General features: G+C 67.2%; 20 protein-coding genes. 13 read left to right on the forward strand and 7 right to left on the reverse strand.

The genetic code is table 11. From position 1 onward, the window contains the following. Positions 1-7: 7 nt before the first annotated feature. Genes BKX93_RS14760 through BKX93_RS14770 form a run of 3 tightly spaced genes read right to left on the reverse strand, consistent with a single transcriptional unit; the run spans position 8 to position 2,272 of the window. On the reverse strand, positions 8-520 hold the full coding sequence (locus tag BKX93_RS14760; RefSeq protein ID WP_070980399.1) for a GNAT family N-acetyltransferase: 513 nt from the start codon (positions 518-520) through the stop codon (positions 8-10). Beyond that, complete coding sequence (locus BKX93_RS14765; protein ID WP_070980401.1) at positions 517-1,938, reverse strand: aminotransferase-like domain-containing protein; 1,422 nt, start codon at positions 1,936-1,938, stop codon at positions 517-519. Before BKX93_RS14765 ends, BKX93_RS14760 begins: the two co-directional genes overlap by 4 nt. A gap of 4 nt (positions 1,939-1,942) precedes the next feature. Next, positions 1,943-2,272, reverse strand: a complete 330-nt coding sequence (locus BKX93_RS14770) for a DHCW motif cupin fold protein (RefSeq protein ID WP_070980403.1) — start codon at positions 2,270-2,272, stop codon at positions 1,943-1,945. Positions 2,273-2,404: 132 nt separating this feature from the next. Between BKX93_RS14770 and BKX93_RS14775 the strand changes: the two genes are divergently transcribed. The 3 genes from BKX93_RS14775 to BKX93_RS14785 all read left to right on the forward strand — a co-directional run bounded on the left by BKX93_RS14775 (position 2,405) and on the right by BKX93_RS14785 (position 5,800). Next, the gene (locus tag BKX93_RS14775) at positions 2,405-3,610 is read left to right on the forward strand and encodes a benzoate/H(+) symporter BenE family transporter (RefSeq protein ID WP_070980405.1); all 1,206 of its coding nucleotides are present in this window, start codon (positions 2,405-2,407) and stop codon (positions 3,608-3,610) included. A gap of 97 nt (positions 3,611-3,707) precedes the next feature. Next, positions 3,708-5,096, forward strand: a complete 1,389-nt coding sequence (locus BKX93_RS14780; protein ID WP_070980407.1) for an aminopeptidase P family protein — start codon at positions 3,708-3,710, stop codon at positions 5,094-5,096. 203 nt (positions 5,097-5,299) lie between these two features. Continuing rightward, on the forward strand, positions 5,300-5,800 hold the full coding sequence (locus tag BKX93_RS14785; RefSeq protein WP_070980409.1) for a DUF2867 domain-containing protein: 501 nt from the start codon (positions 5,300-5,302) through the stop codon (positions 5,798-5,800). Positions 5,801-5,920: 120 nt separating this feature from the next. Here the strand turns inward: BKX93_RS14785 and BKX93_RS14790 are convergent, their stop codons facing one another. The 4 genes from BKX93_RS14790 to BKX93_RS14805 all read right to left on the reverse strand — a co-directional run bounded on the left by BKX93_RS14790 (position 5,921) and on the right by BKX93_RS14805 (position 9,560). Beyond that, the gene (locus tag BKX93_RS14790) at positions 5,921-6,109 is read right to left on the reverse strand and encodes a hypothetical protein (RefSeq protein ID WP_046158641.1); all 189 of its coding nucleotides are present in this window, start codon (positions 6,107-6,109) and stop codon (positions 5,921-5,923) included. Between the two features lie 256 nt (positions 6,110-6,365). Next, positions 6,366-7,229 carry a hypothetical protein gene (locus BKX93_RS14795; RefSeq protein ID WP_070980411.1) on the reverse strand — a complete coding sequence of 288 codons (864 nt, stop codon included), beginning with the start codon at positions 7,227-7,229 and terminating at the stop codon, positions 6,366-6,368. 223 nt (positions 7,230-7,452) lie between these two features. Next, the gene (gene rng, locus BKX93_RS14800) at positions 7,453-8,949 is read right to left on the reverse strand and encodes a ribonuclease G (protein WP_046158658.1); all 1,497 of its coding nucleotides are present in this window, start codon (positions 8,947-8,949) and stop codon (positions 7,453-7,455) included. Positions 8,950-8,963: 14 nt separating this feature from the next. Then, complete coding sequence (locus tag BKX93_RS14805; protein WP_046158643.1) at positions 8,964-9,560, reverse strand: Maf family protein; 597 nt, start codon at positions 9,558-9,560, stop codon at positions 8,964-8,966. A 275-nt stretch (positions 9,561-9,835) separates the two neighbouring features. On the opposite strand from BKX93_RS14805, the gene BKX93_RS14810 reads away from it, so the two are divergent. The 10 genes from BKX93_RS14810 (at position 9,836) to BKX93_RS14855 (ending at position 20,166) form a co-directional block, all read left to right on the forward strand. After that, the gene (locus BKX93_RS14810; protein ID WP_046167593.1) at positions 9,836-11,002 is read left to right on the forward strand and encodes a multidrug effflux MFS transporter; all 1,167 of its coding nucleotides are present in this window, start codon (positions 9,836-9,838) and stop codon (positions 11,000-11,002) included. Positions 11,003-11,103: 101 nt separating this feature from the next. Beyond that, entirely contained in the window at positions 11,104-11,892 is a 789-nt protein-coding gene (rsmA, locus tag BKX93_RS14815) for a 16S rRNA (adenine(1518)-N(6)/adenine(1519)-N(6))-dimethyltransferase RsmA (protein WP_046167592.1), read from the forward strand. 157 nt (positions 11,893-12,049) lie between these two features. Further along, the gene (locus tag BKX93_RS14820; protein ID WP_046158646.1) at positions 12,050-12,958 is read left to right on the forward strand and encodes a glutamate/aspartate ABC transporter substrate-binding protein; all 909 of its coding nucleotides are present in this window, start codon (positions 12,050-12,052) and stop codon (positions 12,956-12,958) included. Between the two features lie 155 nt (positions 12,959-13,113). Beyond that, positions 13,114-13,854, forward strand: a complete 741-nt coding sequence (locus BKX93_RS14825) for an amino acid ABC transporter permease (RefSeq protein WP_070980413.1) — start codon at positions 13,114-13,116, stop codon at positions 13,852-13,854. Then, positions 13,854-14,519 carry an amino acid ABC transporter permease gene (locus tag BKX93_RS14830; protein ID WP_046158659.1) on the forward strand — a complete coding sequence of 222 codons (666 nt, stop codon included), beginning with the start codon at positions 13,854-13,856 and terminating at the stop codon, positions 14,517-14,519. Before BKX93_RS14825 ends, BKX93_RS14830 begins: the two co-directional genes overlap by 1 nt. Positions 14,520-14,524: 5 nt before the next feature. Beyond that, positions 14,525-15,259 (forward strand): amino acid ABC transporter ATP-binding protein, encoded by a 735-nt coding sequence (locus BKX93_RS14835; protein ID WP_070980415.1) that lies wholly within the window; start codon positions 14,525-14,527, stop codon positions 15,257-15,259. Between the two features lie 269 nt (positions 15,260-15,528). Then, positions 15,529-16,269, forward strand: coding sequence for a substrate-binding periplasmic protein (locus tag BKX93_RS14840; RefSeq protein ID WP_070980416.1), 741 nt, complete (start codon positions 15,529-15,531; stop codon positions 16,267-16,269). 77 nt (positions 16,270-16,346) lie between these two features. Continuing rightward, positions 16,347-17,726, forward strand: a complete 1,380-nt coding sequence (gene argH, locus BKX93_RS14845) for an argininosuccinate lyase (RefSeq protein WP_070980418.1) — start codon at positions 16,347-16,349, stop codon at positions 17,724-17,726. Positions 17,727-17,847: 121 nt separating this feature from the next. After that, positions 17,848-19,389: an EAL domain-containing protein gene (locus BKX93_RS14850; RefSeq protein ID WP_046158651.1), complete on the forward strand. Its 1,542-nt coding sequence runs from the start codon at positions 17,848-17,850 to the stop codon at positions 19,387-19,389. An 81-nt stretch (positions 19,390-19,470) separates the two neighbouring features. Next, positions 19,471-20,166 carry an aspartate/glutamate racemase family protein gene (locus BKX93_RS14855; protein ID WP_052717495.1) on the forward strand — a complete coding sequence of 232 codons (696 nt, stop codon included), beginning with the start codon at positions 19,471-19,473 and terminating at the stop codon, positions 20,164-20,166. Position 20,167 lies beyond the last annotated feature (1 nt).

Here is a 20,167-nt window from a genome sequence, read left to right on the forward strand (position 1 = left end):
CCTGTCCTCATGCCTGGGCGCGCCGCATCGCGACGCGGTTGCGCAGCCCGGCCGCCGCCTCGGCGCGCAGCTGGTCCGCCAGCGCGCTGCCGGCCGGCGGCTCGAATTCCATAAAGCCGTGGCGGCGGTAGAACGGCGCGTTCCACGGCAGGTGGACGAAGGTGGTGAGGGTGACGGCGGCGCAGCCGCGCAGCCAGGCCTGTGCCAGCGCGTGCCGCAGCAGCGCGGAACCGATGCCGCGGCGGGCGTGGTCCGGGTCCACGTCCATCTCGGCCAGGTGCAGCTGGCCGTCGACGATCTCCGCCAGCGCGAAGCCGACCGCCCGGCCCGCGTCGTCCGCCACCCACAGCAGGCCGGCGTCGCGGGCGGCGCTCAGGGTCTCGGCCGGCAGCGTGTGCTCGGACAGCGCGGAGGGCAGGTCCGCGGGGGAGAACAGCCGCGCGGCGCGGCGCTCTATCCGCGCCAGCAGCGGCAGCTCGGCCGCCTCGGCCAGACGGATCAGCAGGCCGTTTTCTATCATGTGGTCCTCAGTTGTTCGGCGGCCAGCCGGCCCAGCCGGGCGATGGCGGCTTGCTGCGCGGCATCCCAGGGCTGGCCGAAATTCAGCCGCAGGCAATGGCGGAAGCGGGGCTCGGCCGAGAACAGCATGCCCGGCGCGAAGCTGATCGACTCCTTCAGCGCCGCCTCCAGCAGCCGGCCGCTGTCCAGGCCCTCCGGCCCCTCCACCCACAGCAGCAGGCCGCCCTGCGGCCGCCGCACCCGGGTGCCGCGCGGAAAGGCGGCCAGCACCGCGTCGGCCACCCGCTCCATCTGCTCGGCCAGCCGCGCGCGCAGCCGCTGCGAGATGCGCGCGTAGTCGCCGCTGGCCAGCAGGTCGGCCAGCGTGCCCAGCAGCAGCGCCGGGCTGACCAGGCTGCTGCTGGCGCGCAGCCGCTCCAGCGCCGCGTGGTGGCGGCCGCCGGACAGCCAGCCCAGCCGGAACGACGGCGCCAGACTCTTGGTGAACGAGGCGCAGTAGATCACGTCGCCGTCGCGGTCCCAGGCTTTCAGCGGCGTCGGCCGGCGCTTGCCGAAGTACAGCTCGCCGAACACGTCGTCCTCGATGATGGATACGCCGTGGCGGCGCGCCAGCGCCAGCAGCCGCTTCTTGTTGTCGTCCGGCATCAGCGCGCCGGTGGGGTTCTGGTAGTTGGTCACCGTCACCAGACAGCGCACCGGCGGGCCGTAGCGCAGCGCGAACTCCAGCGCCTCCAGCGACAGGCCGGCGTCCGGCGTGCACGGAATCTCCAGCGCCTTCAGCCCCAGCGCCGCCAGCGTCTGCAGCAGGCCGAAGTACACCGGCGTCTCCACCGCCACCGTGTCGCCGGGCCGGGTGAGGTGGCGCAGCGCCAGGCTGATGCCCTCGGTGATGCCGTTGCAGAACAGGATTTCGTCCGGCCGCACCGCCAGCTGCCAGGACGCCGCCATCTGCTGCAGCTTCAGGCACAGCCGCTCGTGCTGGGCGGCCGGCAGGTAGGCGCCGATCAGCTCCGGCTGCCGCAGCAGCGTCTGCTGCAGCCGCCGCGCCAGATCGGCGGCCGGATACAGGCTGTGGTGGGCCTCGGCCATGTGCAGCTGCACCGCCACGTCCGACGCCGACAGCGCCACCAACTGCGACATGCGGCTGTCCACGTCCACCAGCGTGGCCGGCGACGGCAGCGCGCGGGCGGGCGGCTGGCCGTCTGCGCGGGCCGGCAGCGCGGCGTAGAAGCCGGCGCGCGGCCGCGCCACCACCCGCTGCTTCTGCTCCAGCCAGCGGTAGGCGGCCAGCGCGGTCAGGCTGTTGACGCCGTGGTGGGCGGCCAGCTGCCGCACCGAGGGCAGCTTGCCGCCGGGCGGGAATTCGCCGGCGTCCAGACGGGCCTGCAGCAGCCGGGCGATGTCCTGGTATTGCGGCATGGGCTTAGTCGACGATGAACAGCTTGGCGCCTTGCGGCGCGCGGGAGCGATGGGCCTCGGCCCGGTCCGCCACCTGGTAGCTCATGCCGGGCGTGAGGACGAAGACGCGGCCGTCGTCCAGCTCGGTGTGCAGCTCGCCCTCCAGGCACAGCAGGATGTGGCCCTTCTCGCACCAGTGGTCGGCCTGGTAGCCGGCCGTGTACTCCACCATCCGCACCCGGATGTCGCGGAACTGGCGGCTGCGCCAGTACGCGCGGCCCTGTTCGCCGGGATGCTCGGCGGCGGGGACGTCCGCCCAGTCGGTGACGCCGAAGGGGGTGCCGGTCAGCTGCATGCGGGGCTCCTGAGGATGGCTGTTATATAGAACAGATGCGGTCCAGCATAAACTGTTTGGCGCGCTTGTGGGAGTCCGCGGCGCGCAGGCCGTGGCACGCTGGCGACATTGGTTTTCATCAGGAGAGTCGCCATGTGGCAAACCTTGCGGCGCGACGCCGCCCCCTCCGCCTTGCTGGCCGCCGTTCTGGCCCTGCTGGTCGGCTTTTCCGGCCCGTTTCTGATCATCGTCCACGCCGCCCAGTCGGCCGGGCTGTCGCAGGGGCAGCTGGCGTCCTGGGTGTGGGCGGTGTCCATCGGCTCCGGCGCGGCCGGCCTGTGGCTGAGCCTGCGCTGGAAAACGCCGGTGATCGCCGCCTGGAGCACGCCGGGCGCGGCGCTGCTGCTGGCCGCCCTGCCCGGCGTGCCGTATCCGGAGGCGGTGGGCGCCTTCCTCGCCGCCGCCGCCATCGTCACGCTGGTGGGCGTCAGCGGCTTGTTCGACCGCCTGATGGCGCTGTTCCCGCCGGCGCTGGCGGCGGCCTTGCTGGCCGGCATCCTGTTTCATTTCGTCGGCGAAGTGGTGGCCGAGGCGACGGGCCATCTGGGCCTGGTGCTGGCGATGGCGGCGCTGTTCTTCATCGGCCGCCGCTGGTTTCCCCGTTGGGCGCTGCTGGCCGCCATCGCGGCCGGCGCGGCCTTGTCCGCCGGCGAGCTGCATGCGCCGGCGGCCGCGTCTTTGCATGCCGTCGCCGCGCCGTTGTTCACCTGGCCGGCCTGGTCGTGGTCCGCTTTCGTCAACCTGGCCCTGCCGCTGGCGCTGCTGGCGCTGACCAGCCAGTTCCTGCCCGGCATGGCGGTGCTGCGCGCCTTCGGCTACGAGGTGCCGGCGCGCTCGCCGGTGACCGCGCTGGGCCTGGCGTCGATGCTCACCGCGCCGTTCGGCGGCCATGGCGTGACGCTGGCCGCCATCATCGCCGCCATCTGCACCGGGCCGGAAGCGCACCCGGACCGCAGCCGCCGTTACGTAGCGGGCGTGTTCTGCGGGCTGATCTACATCGTCATGGGCGTGATGGGCGGCGCGCTGGCGGCGCTGGCGCTGGCCTTGCCCAAGCCCTTGCTGGTGACGGCGGCCGGCCTGGCGCTGTTCGGCACGCTGGCGTCGTCGCTGGGCGCGGCGCTGGCCGATGCCGAGCATAGGGAATCGGCGCTGCTCACCTTCGTGGTGGCGGCTTCCGGCGTCAGCTTCGCCGGTCTGGGCGCGCCGCTGTGGGCGATGCTGGCCGGCGGCCTGCTGTGTCGGCTGCTGAGCCCGGTCAAACCCGCGCCGGAAAAGGCCGTGGAGGCGCCCGCGCGCTGAGGCGGCGGCTGGCCGGCGGGGGCCGCGCGTGATAACTTAGGCGGTTGAATATACCCGCAGCGGCGCCTCCCGCCGGCATGCGGCAAAAGGAGAAAACATGTTCGCCCCTTCCGTCTACGCCCAGCGCCGCGCCGGCCTGCAAGCGTCCGGCCTGTCCGGCCTGCTGCTGTTCGTCGGCAACGTCGACTCGCCGATGAATTACCACGACAACACCCTGCCCTTCGTGCAGGACTCCAGCTTCCGCTACTTCTTCGGCCTGAACGAGCCCGGCCTGGCCGGCGTCGTCGATGCCGACAGCGGCGAGGCGACGCTGTTCGGCAACGATCCTGACGTGGCCGACATCGTCTGGACCGGCCCGCTGCCGTCCCTGGCCGAGCGCGCCGCCAAGGTATCGCTCTCGCGCAGCCGCCCGTACGCCGAGCTGGCGCAAGCGGTGTCCGAGGCCCGCGCCGCCGGCCGCCCGGTGCGGTATCTGGCGCCGTACCGCGGCGAGACGCTGATCGAGATGGGCCGCCTGCTGGACACGCATCCGGCCCAGGTGAAGGCGGGTTTCTGTCCCGAGCTGACCCGCGCGGTGGTGGCGCTGCGCGAGATCAAGGGCGAGGAAGAGATCGCCGAGATGGAGGCCGCGCTGGGCGTCACCCACGCCATGCACATCGCCGCGATGCAGAACGCCAAGCCCGGCGTGGTGGAATACCAGGTGGTGGGCATCATGGAAGGCATCATGCGCCGCCACGACTGGCAGCTGGCCTACCCGTCCATCTTCTCCAAGCGCGGCGAAGTGCTGCACAACCACCACCACGACCACGTGCTGCAGCAGGGCGACCTGGTGCTGAACGACACCGGCTGCGCCAGCGGCGGCGGCTACGCCAGCGACATCACCCGCACCTTCCCGGTGGGCGGCAAGTTCTCCACCCGCCAGCGCGAGCTGTACGACATCGTGCTGGAGATGCAGGAGGCCGCCATCGCCGCGGTCAAGCCGGGTGTCAAATACCAGGACATCCACAAGCTGTCCGCCGCCGTGATGGTGGAGCGGATGGCCGCGCTGGGCTTCTTCCAGGGCGACGTGGACGCCATCGTCGAATCCGGCGCCTACGCCATCGCCTTCCCGCACGGCCTGGGGCACCAGATCGGCATGGACGTGCACGACATGGAAGCGCTGGGCGAAGACCTGGTGGGCTACGGCGACGGCACCGAGCGCAGCAAGCTGTTCGGCCTGGGCTATCTGCGCCTGGGCAAGACGCTGAAGGCCGGCATGGCGCTGACTGTGGAGCCGGGCGTCTACTTCATCCCGGCGCTGATCGAAGCCTGGGAGAAGGAAGGCCGCCACAGCCAGTACATCAACTTTGCCAAGTTCCGCGAATACGCCGACTTCGGCGGCATCCGCATCGAGGACAACGTGCTGGTGACCGCGGACGGCAGCCGCGTGCTGGGCGAGCCGATCCCGAAGACGGTGGACGAAGTGGAAGCGGTGATGGCCGTATAAGCCAGCTGGTCCCGCATCGAGAAACGCCCCGCCCGCGCGGGGCGTTTTCGCATCCGCCGCCCGGATTGACCGGCCGGCCGCGGCGGCGACACAATGACGACAGTCTATTTCGCGCCGATCCGCATGACCTTTCCGCCGCAGCCCGGCCCGCGCGCCGGACCCTGCCAGACCAAGCGGCAAGCATCGTTCCCAGGGAGACACCGATGACCATCCAGCCTGATTTTTCCGCCATCCCGCTGCTGGCCGACGCCGCCAGCCGCTATCCCTGGCAGGATTGCCGCAGCCGGCCGCTGCAGTCCGGCGCGCCGGCGGCCGACGCCGCCAGCCTGCTGCGCGCCTTCTCCGCGGCGATGCCGCCCTGGGCCCGCGCGCTGATGTGGCTGCGCGACCGGCTGGTATCGCCGCTGGGCCTGAAAACCGCCCAGACAGCCTCTTCTTCCGTTGAGCCTTTTCATGTCGGCCAGCATCTGGGCGTGTTTGCCGTGCTGCACTTGGGCGAGCGCGACGCGGTGCTGGGCGAGAACGACCGCCATCTGGATTTCCGAGTGGTTTTGCAGTGCCAGGCGGGCCGTTTGCAGGTGAGCACGCTGGTGCGGCCGCACAATTGGTTGGGGAGGACGTATCTGGCGGCGGTGACGCCGTTTCATCATTTGATCGTGGCGGCAAGCATGAGGAGGATGGTGGAAGCGCTTGGAAGGGGATAATCCGTAGGGCGCGTCGCCCCTGCGGGGGGACGCACCCTACCCGCACAGCCCCCTTGCCTGCTCGGCGGGCAGCCCCGCCATGAAAATCAATCATCCGCGAAGCGGATTGCATCGCAGATATCATTTCTTTGGATTGGCGCTGTCTGCCTTATCAATCAAATTCATCGCCGCCAGAGCGGCATTCTCGATATTCCGGCGCGAGAAGCTGTCCAGCCGGCACGCTCTCAACACCTCCTGCTCATCTCGATAAAAATCCATCAACTCCAGCTTGCTTTGATTGCGGAGAAAGTCTTCCCAATGCTGGACCAAGAACTGGTCCCGCGAGTTGTTCTACTGCTCGCAATTGGCGGCGACGCTGTTCGCGCTGGCTGCGGCGGCTATGAGCGCGGCGACGATGACGGTGATTGATTTCATGGTGCGTTCCTTGTCGAACAGGCGATGCCCTGATCCATCTGCATTGAGTTCGAGCGGCTAAGCGCCGCTAACCAAGCCCCTGATCCTGCGCTGCGCTTTCTTTGTCGGCTAAGAAAAACGGCGCGTCCGACATTCGCGGCCTGATCTTCAGCTAGGCATACCGGAGGTCAACCGTGCCGCTGGCATTCACCACGGCAGCCTGGCCGCACTCGCTGACGATGGTCGCGTTAGACCACGTTACCGATGCGGGGCCTGTTTTTGTGTGAACCGAGATATCGGAAAACGTGGTTTTGCTTGTCGCCGGATAGTCGCTGCATTGAGAAATGTTGTATGCCTCCAGGGTCTCATTGCACCATTTGAGTTCAGGCACGTTTTGCACCGGCAGCCTGGTTCCCGCCACGCCCTCGAACTCGCATACATAGCTGAATGTCCCATCCTGGCTGTCCGCGAGGGAGATGAGTCCGACAAGGCGCTCTCCAACGTCAACCCGCATCAGGTCTGTGTGATAAGCGTGTCCATCTCCCGCGACATACCAGCTCGAGATAGACCAGAATGGCCCTCCGCCGGCGCCAGACCGTCCCCACTGCAACACGGGTTGCAGGATGCTGGACGATACGTTCATCGGGTCAATGCCGTTGAAAAGGAAAATCGTCTGCTGCCCTTGCGTTGTTGGCTCGGGGGGTACTTCCCAGCTTGTCTTGAAGGCTGTGATAGGGGAGCCCGTTTCATTCATCCAAGACGTGTAACAAATCCAACCCCGGCCAAAGGCCGGAACCTCTCCAGGCCGCACCATCTCTTCTTTTAGGATTCGAAACTCGTTCGTGTGCATGTTTCGCAGGCGCTTTGACGTTGCGCTGTGATGCACTTCGTGGTCGCAGTCGACATGGTGGACAAGCGAAGGGTGCCGGAACCCTCCAGGCGTCAGGATAAGGCTTTGGCGCTTGGCGATGCGATGAACCTGCGCGGCATCCACCGGCCCGCCGGGCGCTAGATTCTGATTCAAATCACTGGGCATGATGCACTCCATTCTGTCCAGGAGCCGCGCTGATCGAGTCGGGCGGCGCGATGCTATGCCAGGCTTCCGCGTATCCTTCCTATCAACTTATCCACAGCAACCGGCAAAGTCCACTTTTATCCACAGCCCATGGCTGCGCATCGTCGCCGCGCAAAACAAAACGGGCAAGGCGCCATCGCCATTGCCCGTTCTCTTTCTCCACGCCGCGCGGGTGGACGTTAGATCACAACAACACCACGTCGAACTGCTCCTGCGTGTAGCTGGACTCCACCGACAGCGACACCGGCTTGCCGATGAAATCCACCAGCATCGCCAGGCTCTGCGACTCCTCGTCCAGGAACATGTCGATCACCGACTGCGCCGCCAGGATGCGATAGCTCTTGGCGTCGTATTGCCGGGCCTCGCGCACGATCTCGCGCTGGATCTCGTAACACACCGTCTGCGCGGTCTTGATCTCGCCGCGGCCCTGGCAGGTGGGGCAGGGTTCGCACAGGATGTGGGCCAGGCTCTCGCGGGTGCGCTTGCGGGTGATTTCCACCAGGCCCAGGCTGGTGAAGCCGTTCAGCGTCACCCGGGTGCGGTCGCGCGCCATCGCCTTGGCCAGCTCGGCCAGCACCGCCGCCTGGTGCTCGTCGTTGTCCATGTCGATGAAATCGACGATGACGATGCCGCCCAGATTGCGCAGCCGCAGCTGGCGGGCGATCACCTGGGTGGCTTCCAGATTGGTCTTGAAGATGGTTTCGTCGAAGTTGCGGTTGCCGACGAAGCCGCCGGTGTTGACGTCTATCGTCGTCATCGCCTCGGTCTGGTCGACGATCAGATAGCCGCCGAACTTCAGGTTGACGCGGCGGGCCAGCGCCTTTTCGATCTCGGCCTCGATGCCGTGCATCTCGAACAGCGGCCGCTCGCCGGCGTAGCGCTCGATCTTGTCGACGGCGATCTGCACGTACTGTTCGGCGAACTCCACCATGCGGCCGTAGTTCTCGTTGGAGTCCACCAGCACCTTGTCGGTGTAGCCGCTGACCATGTCGCGCAGCACCCGCACCGCCAGCGGCAGGTCGTCGTACAGCAGGCTCTGCGCCGGCAGCGTCTGCGACTTCTGCTTGATGTCGGACCACAGCTTGGACAGGTATTCGATGTCGGCGGCCAATTCGTCGTCGCGGGCGGTCTCGGCGCTGGTGCGTATGATGTAGCCCCTGGGGCTGCCGGCGGGCAGCAGCTTTTCCAGCCGCGCCTTCAGGCTGTGGCGCTCGGCGTCGCTTTCAATCTTCTGCGACACGCCGATGTGCTCTTCCTGCGGCAGGTGCACCAGAAAGCGGCCGGCCAGCGAGATCTGCGTCGACAGCCGCGCGCCCTTGGTGCCGATCGGATCCTTGATCACCTGCACCAGCACGGTCTGGCCTTCAAACAGCATCTTCTCGATGCGCTGCGGCTCGGTGGGGTGCTGGCGCTGTTCCAGCACGTCGGCGATGTGCAGGAAGGCGGCGCGCTCCAGGCCGATCTCGATGAAGGCGCTCTGCATGCCCGGCAGTACGCGCTTCACCTGGCCCAGATAGATGTTGCCGACGATGCCGCGGCTGGCGGCGCGTTCCACGTGCAGTTCCTGGACGATGCCTTCCTCCAGCACCGCGACGCGGGTTTCCTGCGGGGTGATGTTGACCAGGATCTGTTCTTGCGGCCGCGGCAGGTCGCGCGGCAGGGGTATCGATTGATGCAGCATGGCGCCCTCCCGGCTCATGGCAATTCGAAGCCGAACTCGGCCAGGAGCAACGCGGTTTCGTGCACCGGCAGGCCCATCACGCCGGTGTAGCTGCCTTCTATATGTTCGATGAACACGCCGGCCTTGCCCTGGATGCCGTAGGCGCCGGCTTTGTCGAACGGCTCGCCGCTGGCTATATAGCGCTCGATCTCGGCGTCGGACAGGGGTTTGAAGAACACGTCGGTGACCGAGGTTTTTACGAGCAGCTTGCCGCCGTCGCGCACGGCGACGCTGGTGATGGCCTGATGGCTGCGGCCGGAGAAGGCGCGCAGCATGCGGCGGGCGTCGTCGGCGTTTTCCGGCTTGCCGAAGATTTCGCCGTCCTGGGTCACCGTGGTGTCGGCGGCCAGCAGCGGACGCTCTGGCAGGCCGCAGGAGGAGACCACGCGCCAGCCGGCTTCGGCCTTCTCGCGCGCCAGCCGCTCGGTGTAGGCGACGGCGTCTTCGCCCGGCCGCACCGTCTCGTCGATGTCGGCATGGATGCGTTCCAGATGCAGGCCCAGCTGTTCCAGTATCTCGCGGCGGCGCGGGCTGCCGGAGGCCAGGTATATTCGGGTGTCATTGGTGCTCATGTCAGGCTGCTCGTTTGTTCTTGGGCTGCCGCCTAGGTTACCAGAGCGGCCCCGAGGCAACCATCTCCGCGGCGCGGCGGGCCGCGGCCGGCGCGGATTCTGCCTTTCGATTCAAGGCCTTGCGGCGGCGTGGATTTGGTGAACGATTGTAATCTCCCGGCTGCATGCCGATCCGCCGATATGCCATTGATTTTTAAAGATGATAATTTTATGCCAATTGGAGATATGGGCAGGGTTTGATAAACTGTCGACTTTCGCCCTTCGAAGCACGCGTCATGCCGCATTCCAGCCTTGCCGTCCGCCAGTCGAATCCGGCCACCGCCGCCGCCATCCTGCTGATTCTGTTCAACCCCTTGGGCGTGGATTTGTACCTGGCCGCGCTGCCGGCGCTGCAGCGCCATTTCCAGGCCGATGTGTCGGCCAGCATCAGCGTGTTCGTGTTCTGTCTGGGCCTGGGCCAGCTCTTGTTCGGCCCGCTGGCCGACCGCGCCGGCCGCCGCCCGGTGGCGCTGGGCGGCCTGCTGGCCTACGCGCTGGGCTCGGCGCTGGCCAGCCTCAGCGATTCGATGGGCAGCTTCATGCTGGCGCGGATGCTGCAGGGCCTGGGCGCCAGCGCCAGCTCGGTGTGCGCGTTCACCATCATCCGCGACTGCTTTTCCGGCAACGCGGCGGCGCAGCGCTACAGCATGCTCAACGGCGCGCTCAATATCGTGCCGGCGCTGGCGCCGGCGCTGGGCGGGGTGCTGACCGAGCTGTACGGCTGGCAGTCCTGTTTCCTGTTCCTGGCGGTGTCGGCGCTGGCCGCGCTGGCGCTGCTGGCGCGGCTGATGCCGGAAACGCGGCCGGAGCGCGTGGAGAGCGCGGCGGGCCCCGGCTTCCTGCAGGTGCTGCGCCATCCGGCGCTGCTGCGCAACGGCGCCTGCAGCAGCACCGCGCTGGGCCTGATCGTCAGCTACGTGACGCTGGCGCCGACGGTGCTGATCGAGCGTGGCGGGCTGTCTGCGGCCACCTTCGGCCTGCTGTTCGGCGCCAACGCGCTGCTGATCATGGCGGCCAGCTTCATCGGCCTGGGCCTGATCGGCCGGCTGGGGCCGCGCCGGGTATTGAAGACGGGCCTGGCGATCATGCTGGCGGCCGGCGCGTTGCTGCCGGCGCTGGCGCATCAGCCCGGCGCCTGGCATTACATGCTGCCGATCGCGGTGCTGAGCGTGGGCTTCGCCTTCACGCTGGGCCCGGCGGCGGGCATGGCGATGGCGCCGTTCGCGGAGTCGGCCGGCCGCGCGGCGGCGCTGCTGGGCTGCGCGCAGATGCTGTTCGCCTCGGCCTTGTCGGCGCTGCTGGCCGCGCTGCCGGTGGCGGGCGAACTGGCGCTGGGCGGCGCGGTGATCGCGCTGTCGCTGGGCTGCCTGGCGCTGCAATGGCGCATGCCGGCGCGGGGCTGAGGCGCGTTTTGGGCCGCCGCCGGCGGCCAACTGCCTGAATCGCTTGGGACATTTGCCGCCGCGCGAGTACAATCGCGGCTGTTCCCAAGATTGGCAGATTCATGAGCAAGCACATACCGCGCAAGCGTTTCGGGCAGAACTTCCTGCAGGACGCCAGCGTCATCGCCGGCATCGTCCACGCGGTCAATCCGCAGCCGGACGACATCGTGATCGAAATCGGCCCCGGCCTGGGCGCCATCACCAAGCCGCTGCTGTCGCGGCTGAAGCACCTGCACGTGGTGGAAATCGACCGCGACATCATCGAGCGCCTGCGCGCCGAGCATCCGGCCGACAAGCTGACCATCCACGGCGGCGACGCGCTGGCATTCGACTTCGCCTCGGTCAGCGAGGCGCCGCTGAAGATCGTCGGCAACCTGCCGTACAACATCTCCACGCCGCTGCTGTTCCACCTGGCCACTTACGGCAACCGGGTGCTGGACATGCACTTCATGCTGCAAAAGGAAGTGATCGAGCGGATGGTGGCCGAGCCCTCCACCGCCGACTACGGCCGGCTGTCGGTGATGCTGCAGTACCGCTTCTACATGGAGAACATCCTGTTCGTGCCGCCGGAAGCGTTCTGGCCGCCGCCGAAGGTGGATTCCGCCGTGGTGCGGATGATGCCGGCGCCGGGCCGCTGCGGCGTCGCCCGCGACGAGGCGCTGCTGGAGAAGCTGGTGATCCAGGCTTTCGCCCAGCGCCGCAAGACGCTGCGCAACAACCTGAAGGGCCTGGCCGACGTGGCCGATCTGGAAGCGCTGGGGATCGATCCCGGCCTGCGCCCGGAGAACCTGCGGGTGGAGGACTACGTCCGTCTGGCGAACCATTTGTCCGACAAGGGCGCGCGCGGCTGAGCGCGCTCCGCGGCTTGGCGTGGCTTCCCGTTGCGCTAAGTTCTGACACAAACAAAAAATAACAGCATACTGTCAGACAATCACTAAAAAGAAGATCATGGCGCCGCGACAGCGGCGCCGCTTTACCCCGCAAAGAGAGTCTATAAGGAGAAACCTCATGCGCATTCGCACCTCCGTCGTCGCTGGATGTACGCTGGCCGCCATGGCCACCCTCGCCGCGCTGCCCGCAGGCGCGGCCGAGCTGACCGGCACCCTGAAGAAGATCAAGGATTCCGGCGTGATCGTGCTGGGCAACCGCGACTCTTCCATTCCCTTCTCGTACTACGACAACAACCAGAAGCCGATCGGCTACTCGGTGGACCTCGCCAATAAAGTGGTGGACGAGGTGAAGAAGGAGCTGAAGATGCCGAACCTGCAGGTGAAATACAATCTGGTCACCTCGCAGACCCGCATCCCGCTGGTGCAGAACGGCACCGTCGACCTGGAGTGCGGCTCCACCACCAATAACGCCGAGCGCGGCAAGCAGGTGGCGTTCTCGGTCGGCATCTTCGAGATCGGCACCCGTCTGCTCACCGCCAAGACCTCCGGCGTCAAGGACTTCCCGGACCTGAAGGGCAAGAACGTGGTCACCACCGCCGGCACCACGTCCGAGCGCCTGATCAAGGCGATGAACGCCAGCAAGAACATGGGCATGAACGTGATCTCGGCCAAGGACCACGGCGAATCGTTCCTGATGCTGGAATCCGGCCGCGCCGCCGCCTTCATGATGGACGACGCGCTCTTGTACGGCGAAATGGCCAAGGCCAAGAACCCGGCCAACTGGGTCGTCACCGGCAAGTCGCAGTCCTACGAGATCTACGGCTGCATGCTGCGCAAGGAGGATCCGGCGTTCAAGAAGGTGGTGGACACCGCGCTGGAGAAGACCTTCAAGTCCGGCGAAGTGAACAAGATCTACGCCCGCTGGTTCACCAGCCCGGTGCCGCCCAAGGGCCTGAACCTCAACTTCCCGATGTCCGACGAACTGAAGGCGCTGTTGGCCAAGCCGACCGACAAGCCGGCCGAGTGACGCGGACGGGCCGCGTCCGCGGCCCTCGCCCTGAAGTTTGTGACGCGAGCCGCCCGTTTTCGCGGGCGGCGGCTTGATCCTGCGCGGCCGGAATCCGGCCGCAGGGGCATCGATCGCCGCGCCGTCTTCCCGACGCGCGGCTGGGAGTGCTTGCAATGAATTATCACTGGGACTGGGGAGTCTTCTTCAAACCCACCGGTGTCGGTAGCGAGATCTATCTGAGCTGGTTCGCCAGCGGGCTGGGCTGGACGCTGGCGGTGTCGCTCAGCGGCTGGATCATCGCGCTGCTGCTGGGCATCGCGGTCGGGGTGGCGCGCACGCTGCCCAATCGCTGGATCGCCAGCCTGGCGACCGTCTACGTCGAGTTGTTCCGCAATGTGCCGCTCTTGGTGCAGCTGTTCGTCTGGTACTTCCTGGTGCCGGACCTGCTGCCGGAGGGCGCCCAGGTCTGGTTCAAGCAGGACCTGTCGCCGACCACCTCGCAGTTCCTGTCGGTGGTGGTGTGCCTGGGCCTGTTCACCGCGGCCCGGGTGGCGGAGCAGGTGCGCACCGGCATCGAGGCGCTGCCGCGCGGCCAGCGCAACGCGGCGATGGCGGTGGGATTCTCGCTCGGCCAGACTTACCGCCACGTGCTGCTGCCGCAGGCGATGCGCATCATCATCCCGCCTTTGACCAGCGAATTCCTGAACATCATCAAGAACTCGTCGGTGGCGTCGCTGATCGGCCTGGCCGAGCTGCTGGCGCAGACCAAGCAGACCGCCGAGTTTTCCGCCAACCTGTTCGAGGCCTTCACCCTGGCCACGGTCATCTACTTCACGCTCAACATGAGTTTGATGCTGATGATGAACGCGCTGGAGAAGAAACTTAGGGTGCCCGGCATGATGGGAGGCAAATGATGGATTTCAGCCAAATCGTTCCGGCGCTGCCGGGCCTGAGCCAAGGCATGCTGCTGACGCTGAAGATGCTGGCCGGCGGCGTGGCGGGCGGCGTGCTGCTCGGCATCCTGCTGGCGCTGGCGCGCCTGTCCAGCAACAAGGTGTTGTCGGGCTTCGCCACCGCCTACATCTATTACTTCCGCTCCATTCCGCTGCTGCTGGTGATCTCCTGGTTCTACCTGGCGGTGCCGATGCTGCTGAACTGGATCACTGGCAATCTGGAGCCGGTGGGGGCGTTCACCTCCTGCCTGGTGGCTTTCGTGATGTTCGAGGCGGCCTATTTCGCCGAGATCGTCCGCGCCGGCATCCAGGCGATACCGAAGGGCCAGCCCAATGCCGCCTACGCGCTGGGCATGCGCTACCACCAGGTGATGGGATTGATCGTGCTGCCGCAGGCGCTGCGCAAGATGTTGCCGCTGCTCTTGCAGCAGTCCATCATCCTGTTCCAGGACACCTCTCTGGTATACGCTGTCGGCTTGATGGATTTCCTCAACACCGCCCGCTCCAAGGGCGACATCGTCGGCCTGCCGCACGAATTCCTGATATTCGCCGGCATGGTCTACTTCCTGATCAGTTTCGGCGCCTCCCGCCTGGTGAAGCGCCTGCAACAAAGGTTGGCTGTATGACTGCAATGATTTCGCTGAACAAGGTCAGCAAATGGTATGGCGCCTTCCAGGTGCTGACCGACTGCACCACCCAGGTCGCCAAGGGCGAGGTGGTGGTGGTGTGCGGGCCGTCCGGCTCCGGCAAGTCCACCCTGATCAAGTGCGTGAACGCGCTGGAGCCGTTCCAGCAGGGCGAGATCGTCGTCGACGGCATCTCGGTCGGCGATCCGAAAACCGACCTGCCCAAGCTGCGTAGCCGCGTCGGCATGGTGTTCCAGCACTTCGAGCTGTTCCCGCACCTGACCATCACCGAGAACCTGGCCATCGCCCAGATCAAGGTGCTGGGCCGCAGCCGGGACGAGGCGATGGCCAAGGGCCTGAAGCTGCTGGACCGCGTCGGCCTCAGGGCGCACGCCGACAAGCATCCCGGCCAGCTGTCCGGCGGCCAGCAGCAGCGGGTGGCCATCGCCCGCGCGCTGGCGATGGACCCGATCGCGATGTTGTTCGACGAGCCGACCAGCGCGCTGGACCCGGAGATGATCAACGAGGTGCTGGACGTGATGACCGAGCTGGCGCACGAGGGCATGACCATGATGTGCGTGACCCACGAGATGGGCTTCGCCCGCCGCGTGGCCGGCCGGGTGATCTTCATGGACCAGGGCCGCATCGTCGAGGATTGCGCCAAGGACGAGTTTTTCGGCGACCTGGACGCCCGCAGCGAGCGCGCGCGCCAGTTCCTGTCCAAGATCCTGCAGCACTGAGCCGCTGCGGAGTCCAGTTGGCGAAGGCCCGGCATGCCGGGCCTTTTTCGCGTCCGGATCATATCTATGTTGCCAGAGTGGTATTTTTCGCAAGCCGCCGCCGGCTAGCGCGGCGGCGGCGGTTCCCGCTTTCCGATCAATGGCTTGTCGCCGCCGGCCTTGCCGACTGGATGGCGTTTTCGCAACAGCGGCGGGGAGCGCGGTCGACAAATGCGCAGCGCATGTCGCTTAGGGGATAGCATTGCTGAAAACATCTCCAAGCAAATGCCGTGAAGAAACTGATCGTCCTGCTGTTGTTTTGCCTGGCGTTCGAGCCGGCGCTGGCGGATGCGCGCGAGCTGGTGCTGGCCTACAACGTGTTCGAGCCGTGGAAAAAACTGGATGCGCGCGGGGAGCCGGCCGGACCGTACACCGAGATCGTGCGCGAGCTGGCGCGGCGGCTGGGCCTGCCGCTGCGCTTCCTGCATTGCCCGCTGTCGCGCTGCCTGGCGGCGATGCAGCAGGGACGGGCCGACCTGATGATAGGCGTGCGGCCCACGCCGGAGCGGTCGCGCTATCTGGATTTCCTGATGCCGCCCTTCGCCAACAGCAACCATCTGGTGTTTTACCAGCGCAGCGGCGACGCGCGCGCGCTGGCCCGCTACGACGATCTGCTGCCGCTGACGGTCGGCGTGTCGGAGGGCGTGAGCTACGAGGCGGGCTTCGACCGCGACGCCCGCATCCGCCGCGACGCCAGCCCCGGCATGGAGTCCGGTTTTCGCAAACTGGCGGCCGGCCGCGTAGACGCCTTGATCGTAAACGCGAGCCAGGGCGCGGCGCTGGCCGCGCGGCCCGAGTTCGCCGGCCGGGTGAAGCGGGCCGCGCTGACGCTGGACGACCGCCATCCCAACCGGCTGGCGCTGGCGCGGCGCTCGCTGCTCCATCCGCGCAAGGCGGACCTTGAACAGGCCTTGCGCGGCATGGTGGCCGACGGCACCGTCGCCCGCGTCCTTGCGGCTGCCGGACGGTAGGACAAATCCGCGCTGGCCGTGGGCGGTTGCGGCTGGCATAGTAGGGTTTTCGCACCCTCACCGCAGGACGCTACGCCATGCAAGACCAACACGCCTGGTCCGGCCGTTTTTCCGAGCCGGTTTCCGAACTCGTCAAGCACTACACCGCCTCCATCGGTTTCGATTACCGACTGGCCGAGGTGGACATCGAAGGCTCGCTCGCCCACGCCGCGATGCTGAACCGATCGGGCGTGCTGTCCGACGCCGACCTGGAGTCGATCCGACGAGGCATGGCGGACATCCGCGACGAGATCCGCGCAGGCAAGCTTGAGTGGAGCGTGGACCTCGAAGACGTGCACATGAACATCGAGCGCCGTCTGACCGACCGCATCGGCGACGCCGGCAAGCGCCTGCACACCGGCCGCAGCCGCAACGACCAGGTGGCCACCGACATCCGGCTGTGGCTGCGCGGCGAGATCGACGCCACCGTCCATCTGTTCGGCGAACTGCAGAAGAGCCTGCTGGACCTGGCCGAGCAGCACGCCGACACCGTGATGCCGGGCTTCACCCACCTGCAGGTGGCGCAGCCGGTCACTTTCGGCCACCACCTGCTGGCCTATGTGGAGATGCTGGCGCGCGACGCCGAGCGGATGCAGGACTGCCGCAAGCGCGTCAACCGGCTGCCCTTGGGCGCGGCGGCGCTGGCCGGCACCACCTATCCGATAGACCGCCATTACACCGCCCAGCTGCTGGGCTTCGACGACGTTTGCCACAACTCGCTGGACGCGGTGTCAGACCGCGACTTCGCCATCGAATTCACCGCCGCGGCCTCGCTGGCGATGATCCACCTGTCGCGGCTGTCGGAAGAGCTGATCCTGTGGATGAGCCCGCGCGTCGGCTTCATCGACATCGCCGACCGCTTCTGCACCGGCTCGTCCATCATGCCGCAGAAGAAGAACCCGGACGTGCCGGAGCTGGTGCGCGGCAAATCCGGCCGCGTCGTCGGCCACCTGATCGCGCTGATCACATTGATGAAGGCCCAGCCCTTGGCCTACAACAAGGATAATCAGGAGGATAAGGAACCGCTGTTCGACACGGTGGACACGCTGCAGACCACGCTGCGCATCTACGCCGACATGATGCGCGGCGTGACGGTGAAGCCGGAGGCGATGCGCGCGGCGGTGCTGCAGGGCTACGCCACCGCCACCGACCTGGCCGACTACCTGGTCAAGAAGGGCCTGCCCTTCCGCGACAGCCACGAGGTGGTGGCACTGGCGGTGCGCCATGCCGAAGGCCTGGGCGTGGATCTCGCCGACCTGCCGCTGGCCAAGCTGCGCGAGTTCTCGGCGCTGATCGAGGACGACGTGTTCGGCGTGTTGACGCCGGAGGGCAGCCTGGCGCAGCGCGACCATGTCGGCGGCACCGCGCCGGCCCAGGTGAAGGCGCAGATCGCCCGCCACCGCGGCCGTCTGAGCTAAGCCGCCCGGCTCGCGCGCGAACCCTCCTGCGGGAGGGTTTATTTTTTGGTTTAAAATAAGACTATTATTTAAAACCAATTATCAATTCCGCATACGGCGGAATTGCACGCGCGGAGAGTCGATGAATCCCCTGCAGCCACGCCGTCGCCATCGCCTGTCCCATTTGATGTTCGCCCTGCTGGTGGCGGCCATGCCGTTTGCGGCCACCGTGCCCGCGCTGCTGTGGCAGGAGCGGCAGGATCTCCAGGCTTCCGTGCGGCAGCAGGTGGACCAGGGGCTGCAACTGGTGGACGGCATCCTCGACCAGGCCGACGAGGCCGCGCGCATCCTGCTGCCCTTGGCCGGAGGATCGTGCGACAAGGCCGTCTATTTCTTGCGCCGCCAGGTGGCGGTCGCGCCTTTCGTGCGCAGCACCGTGCTGCTGGACGGCGATAACGTCTATTGCTCGTCGCTGAGCGGCAGCACCCGCTGGGCGATGCCAGCGCGCGGCTTCGTGCAAGGCAGGATGCAGCTGCTGTCCGGCAACGCGATCACGCCCAACGTGCCGCTGCTGTATTACCGGCTCAATCGCGGCGGCGACGCGGCGGTGGCGACGGTTGACGGACGCTATCTGCAGCTGGCCTTGCAGGACGTCAGCGACCGCATCCTGGTGTTTCTGCAGGTGGGAGACCACTGGCTGGGGCCGCGCCGTTACGGCGAAGGGACGATGCCCGCGCGCGGGCAGGTGGAGGAAATCCGCCACTCCAGCCGCTATCCGTTCACCGTGCGCTCAAGCTATGACGTGCCGGTGTGGTACCGGCATCTTTGGTCGCATCATGCGCCGCTGACCGTGATCCTGCTGCTGTTGGGCCTGTCGGCCGGCGCGACGCTGTACTGGCTGCTGGGCCGCCCCGCCTCCTTCACCGACGAATTGCGGCGGGCGCTGGCCAACGACGAGTTCGAAGGCTATCTGCAGCCCATCGTGAAGCCCGGCCTGCCGGACTGGCGCGGCGCCGAGGTGCTGATGCGCTGGCGGCATCCGCGCGAGGGGCTGATCCGGCCCGACCTGTTCATCCCGCGCGCCGAAGAGAGCGGGCTGATCGTCGAGATGACGCGGCGGATGATGGACGCCGTGCTGGCCAAGCTGGCCAAGCTGCCGCTGGCGCCGGACTTCCACCTGGGCGTCAACATCAGCCGCGCCCATCTGCAGGAAGGCGGCCTGTACGATGACTGCCGTCGCTGGGCTGGCCTGCTGGCCGAAAGCGGCGCGGTGCTGACGCTGGAGCTGACCGAGCGCGAAATGGTGGCGATCACGCCCGAGGTGGAGGCGCTGTTCCGCCGCCTGGACGCGCTGGGCGTCCGGGTGGCGCTGGATGATTTCGGCACCGGCCACTCCAGCCTGGTGTATTTGCAGCAGCTGACGGTGGGCGGCTTGAAGATCGATCAGAGCTTCGTCGCCGGCATCGGCAGCGACGGCCTGTCCGGACATATCGTCGACAGCGTGGCCGAACTGGCGGCCAAGCTGGGCCTGGCGACGGTGGCCGAGGGGGTGGAGACCGCCGAGCAGTTCGACTACCTCAGCCGCCTGGGCGTGAACTGGCTGCAAGGCTTCTACATCGCCCGGCCGATGCCGCTGGACGAGTTTGTCCGCCGCGTTCGCCAGGGCGGCACCTGGCAGCGCTGAGCGGCGTTGCGGCCGGCATGCCGCATGGGTAGACTGGCCGACTCCGCGCCGGTTGTCGGCGCGCTTTTCCACGCAGAAGCCATGAACGCGAAAACCATAGGCATTGCCGGCGTCACCGTGCCCGGCGCCGTAGACTGCCTGTCCAAGATCCACCGCCTGTGCGCGGACCGCTTTCCCCATCACCATCATCCGCGCTTCGCGCTGGACCAGCCGGATTTCGGCGTGGTGCACCAGGCCCAGGATGACGACCGTTGGGATCTGGTCGCAGATTCCATCGTCGGCTCGCTCACGCGGCTGGCCGGCGCCGGCGCGGAACTGGCGGTGATCCCGGCCAACACCGTGCATTTGGCAGTGGACGACATCCGCGCCCGTTCGCCCATTCCATTGATCAGCATCCTCGACGTTGTGGCCGACGCCTGCGCGGCGCGGGGCCTGAAACGGGTGGCGATACTGGGCACCCGCTGGACCATGGCGCGCCGCCTGTACCAGGCGCCGCTGGCCGCGCGCGGCATCGAGGAGGTGATTCCCGACGAAGCCCAGCAGGCGGCGATCCAGCGCGCCATCTTCGAAGAGCTGGTGCCCACCGGCCGCGCCAGCGCAGCCACGCTGGCGGCGCTGCTGGAAGTGGTGGCTGCGATGAAGGCGCTGGGCTGCGACGGCGTGGCGCTTGCCTGCACCGAGCTGCCGCTGGTGTTGAACGACGCCAACTGCGGCGTGCCGGCGATCGACACCACCCTGGTCCTGGCCGAGGCCGCGTTGGCGGCCGCCTGCGCGTAGC

This window comes from Chromobacterium vaccinii, assembly GCF_001855275.1.
GTDB classification, from domain to species: Bacteria; Pseudomonadota; Gammaproteobacteria; order Burkholderiales; family Chromobacteriaceae; genus Chromobacterium; species Chromobacterium vaccinii.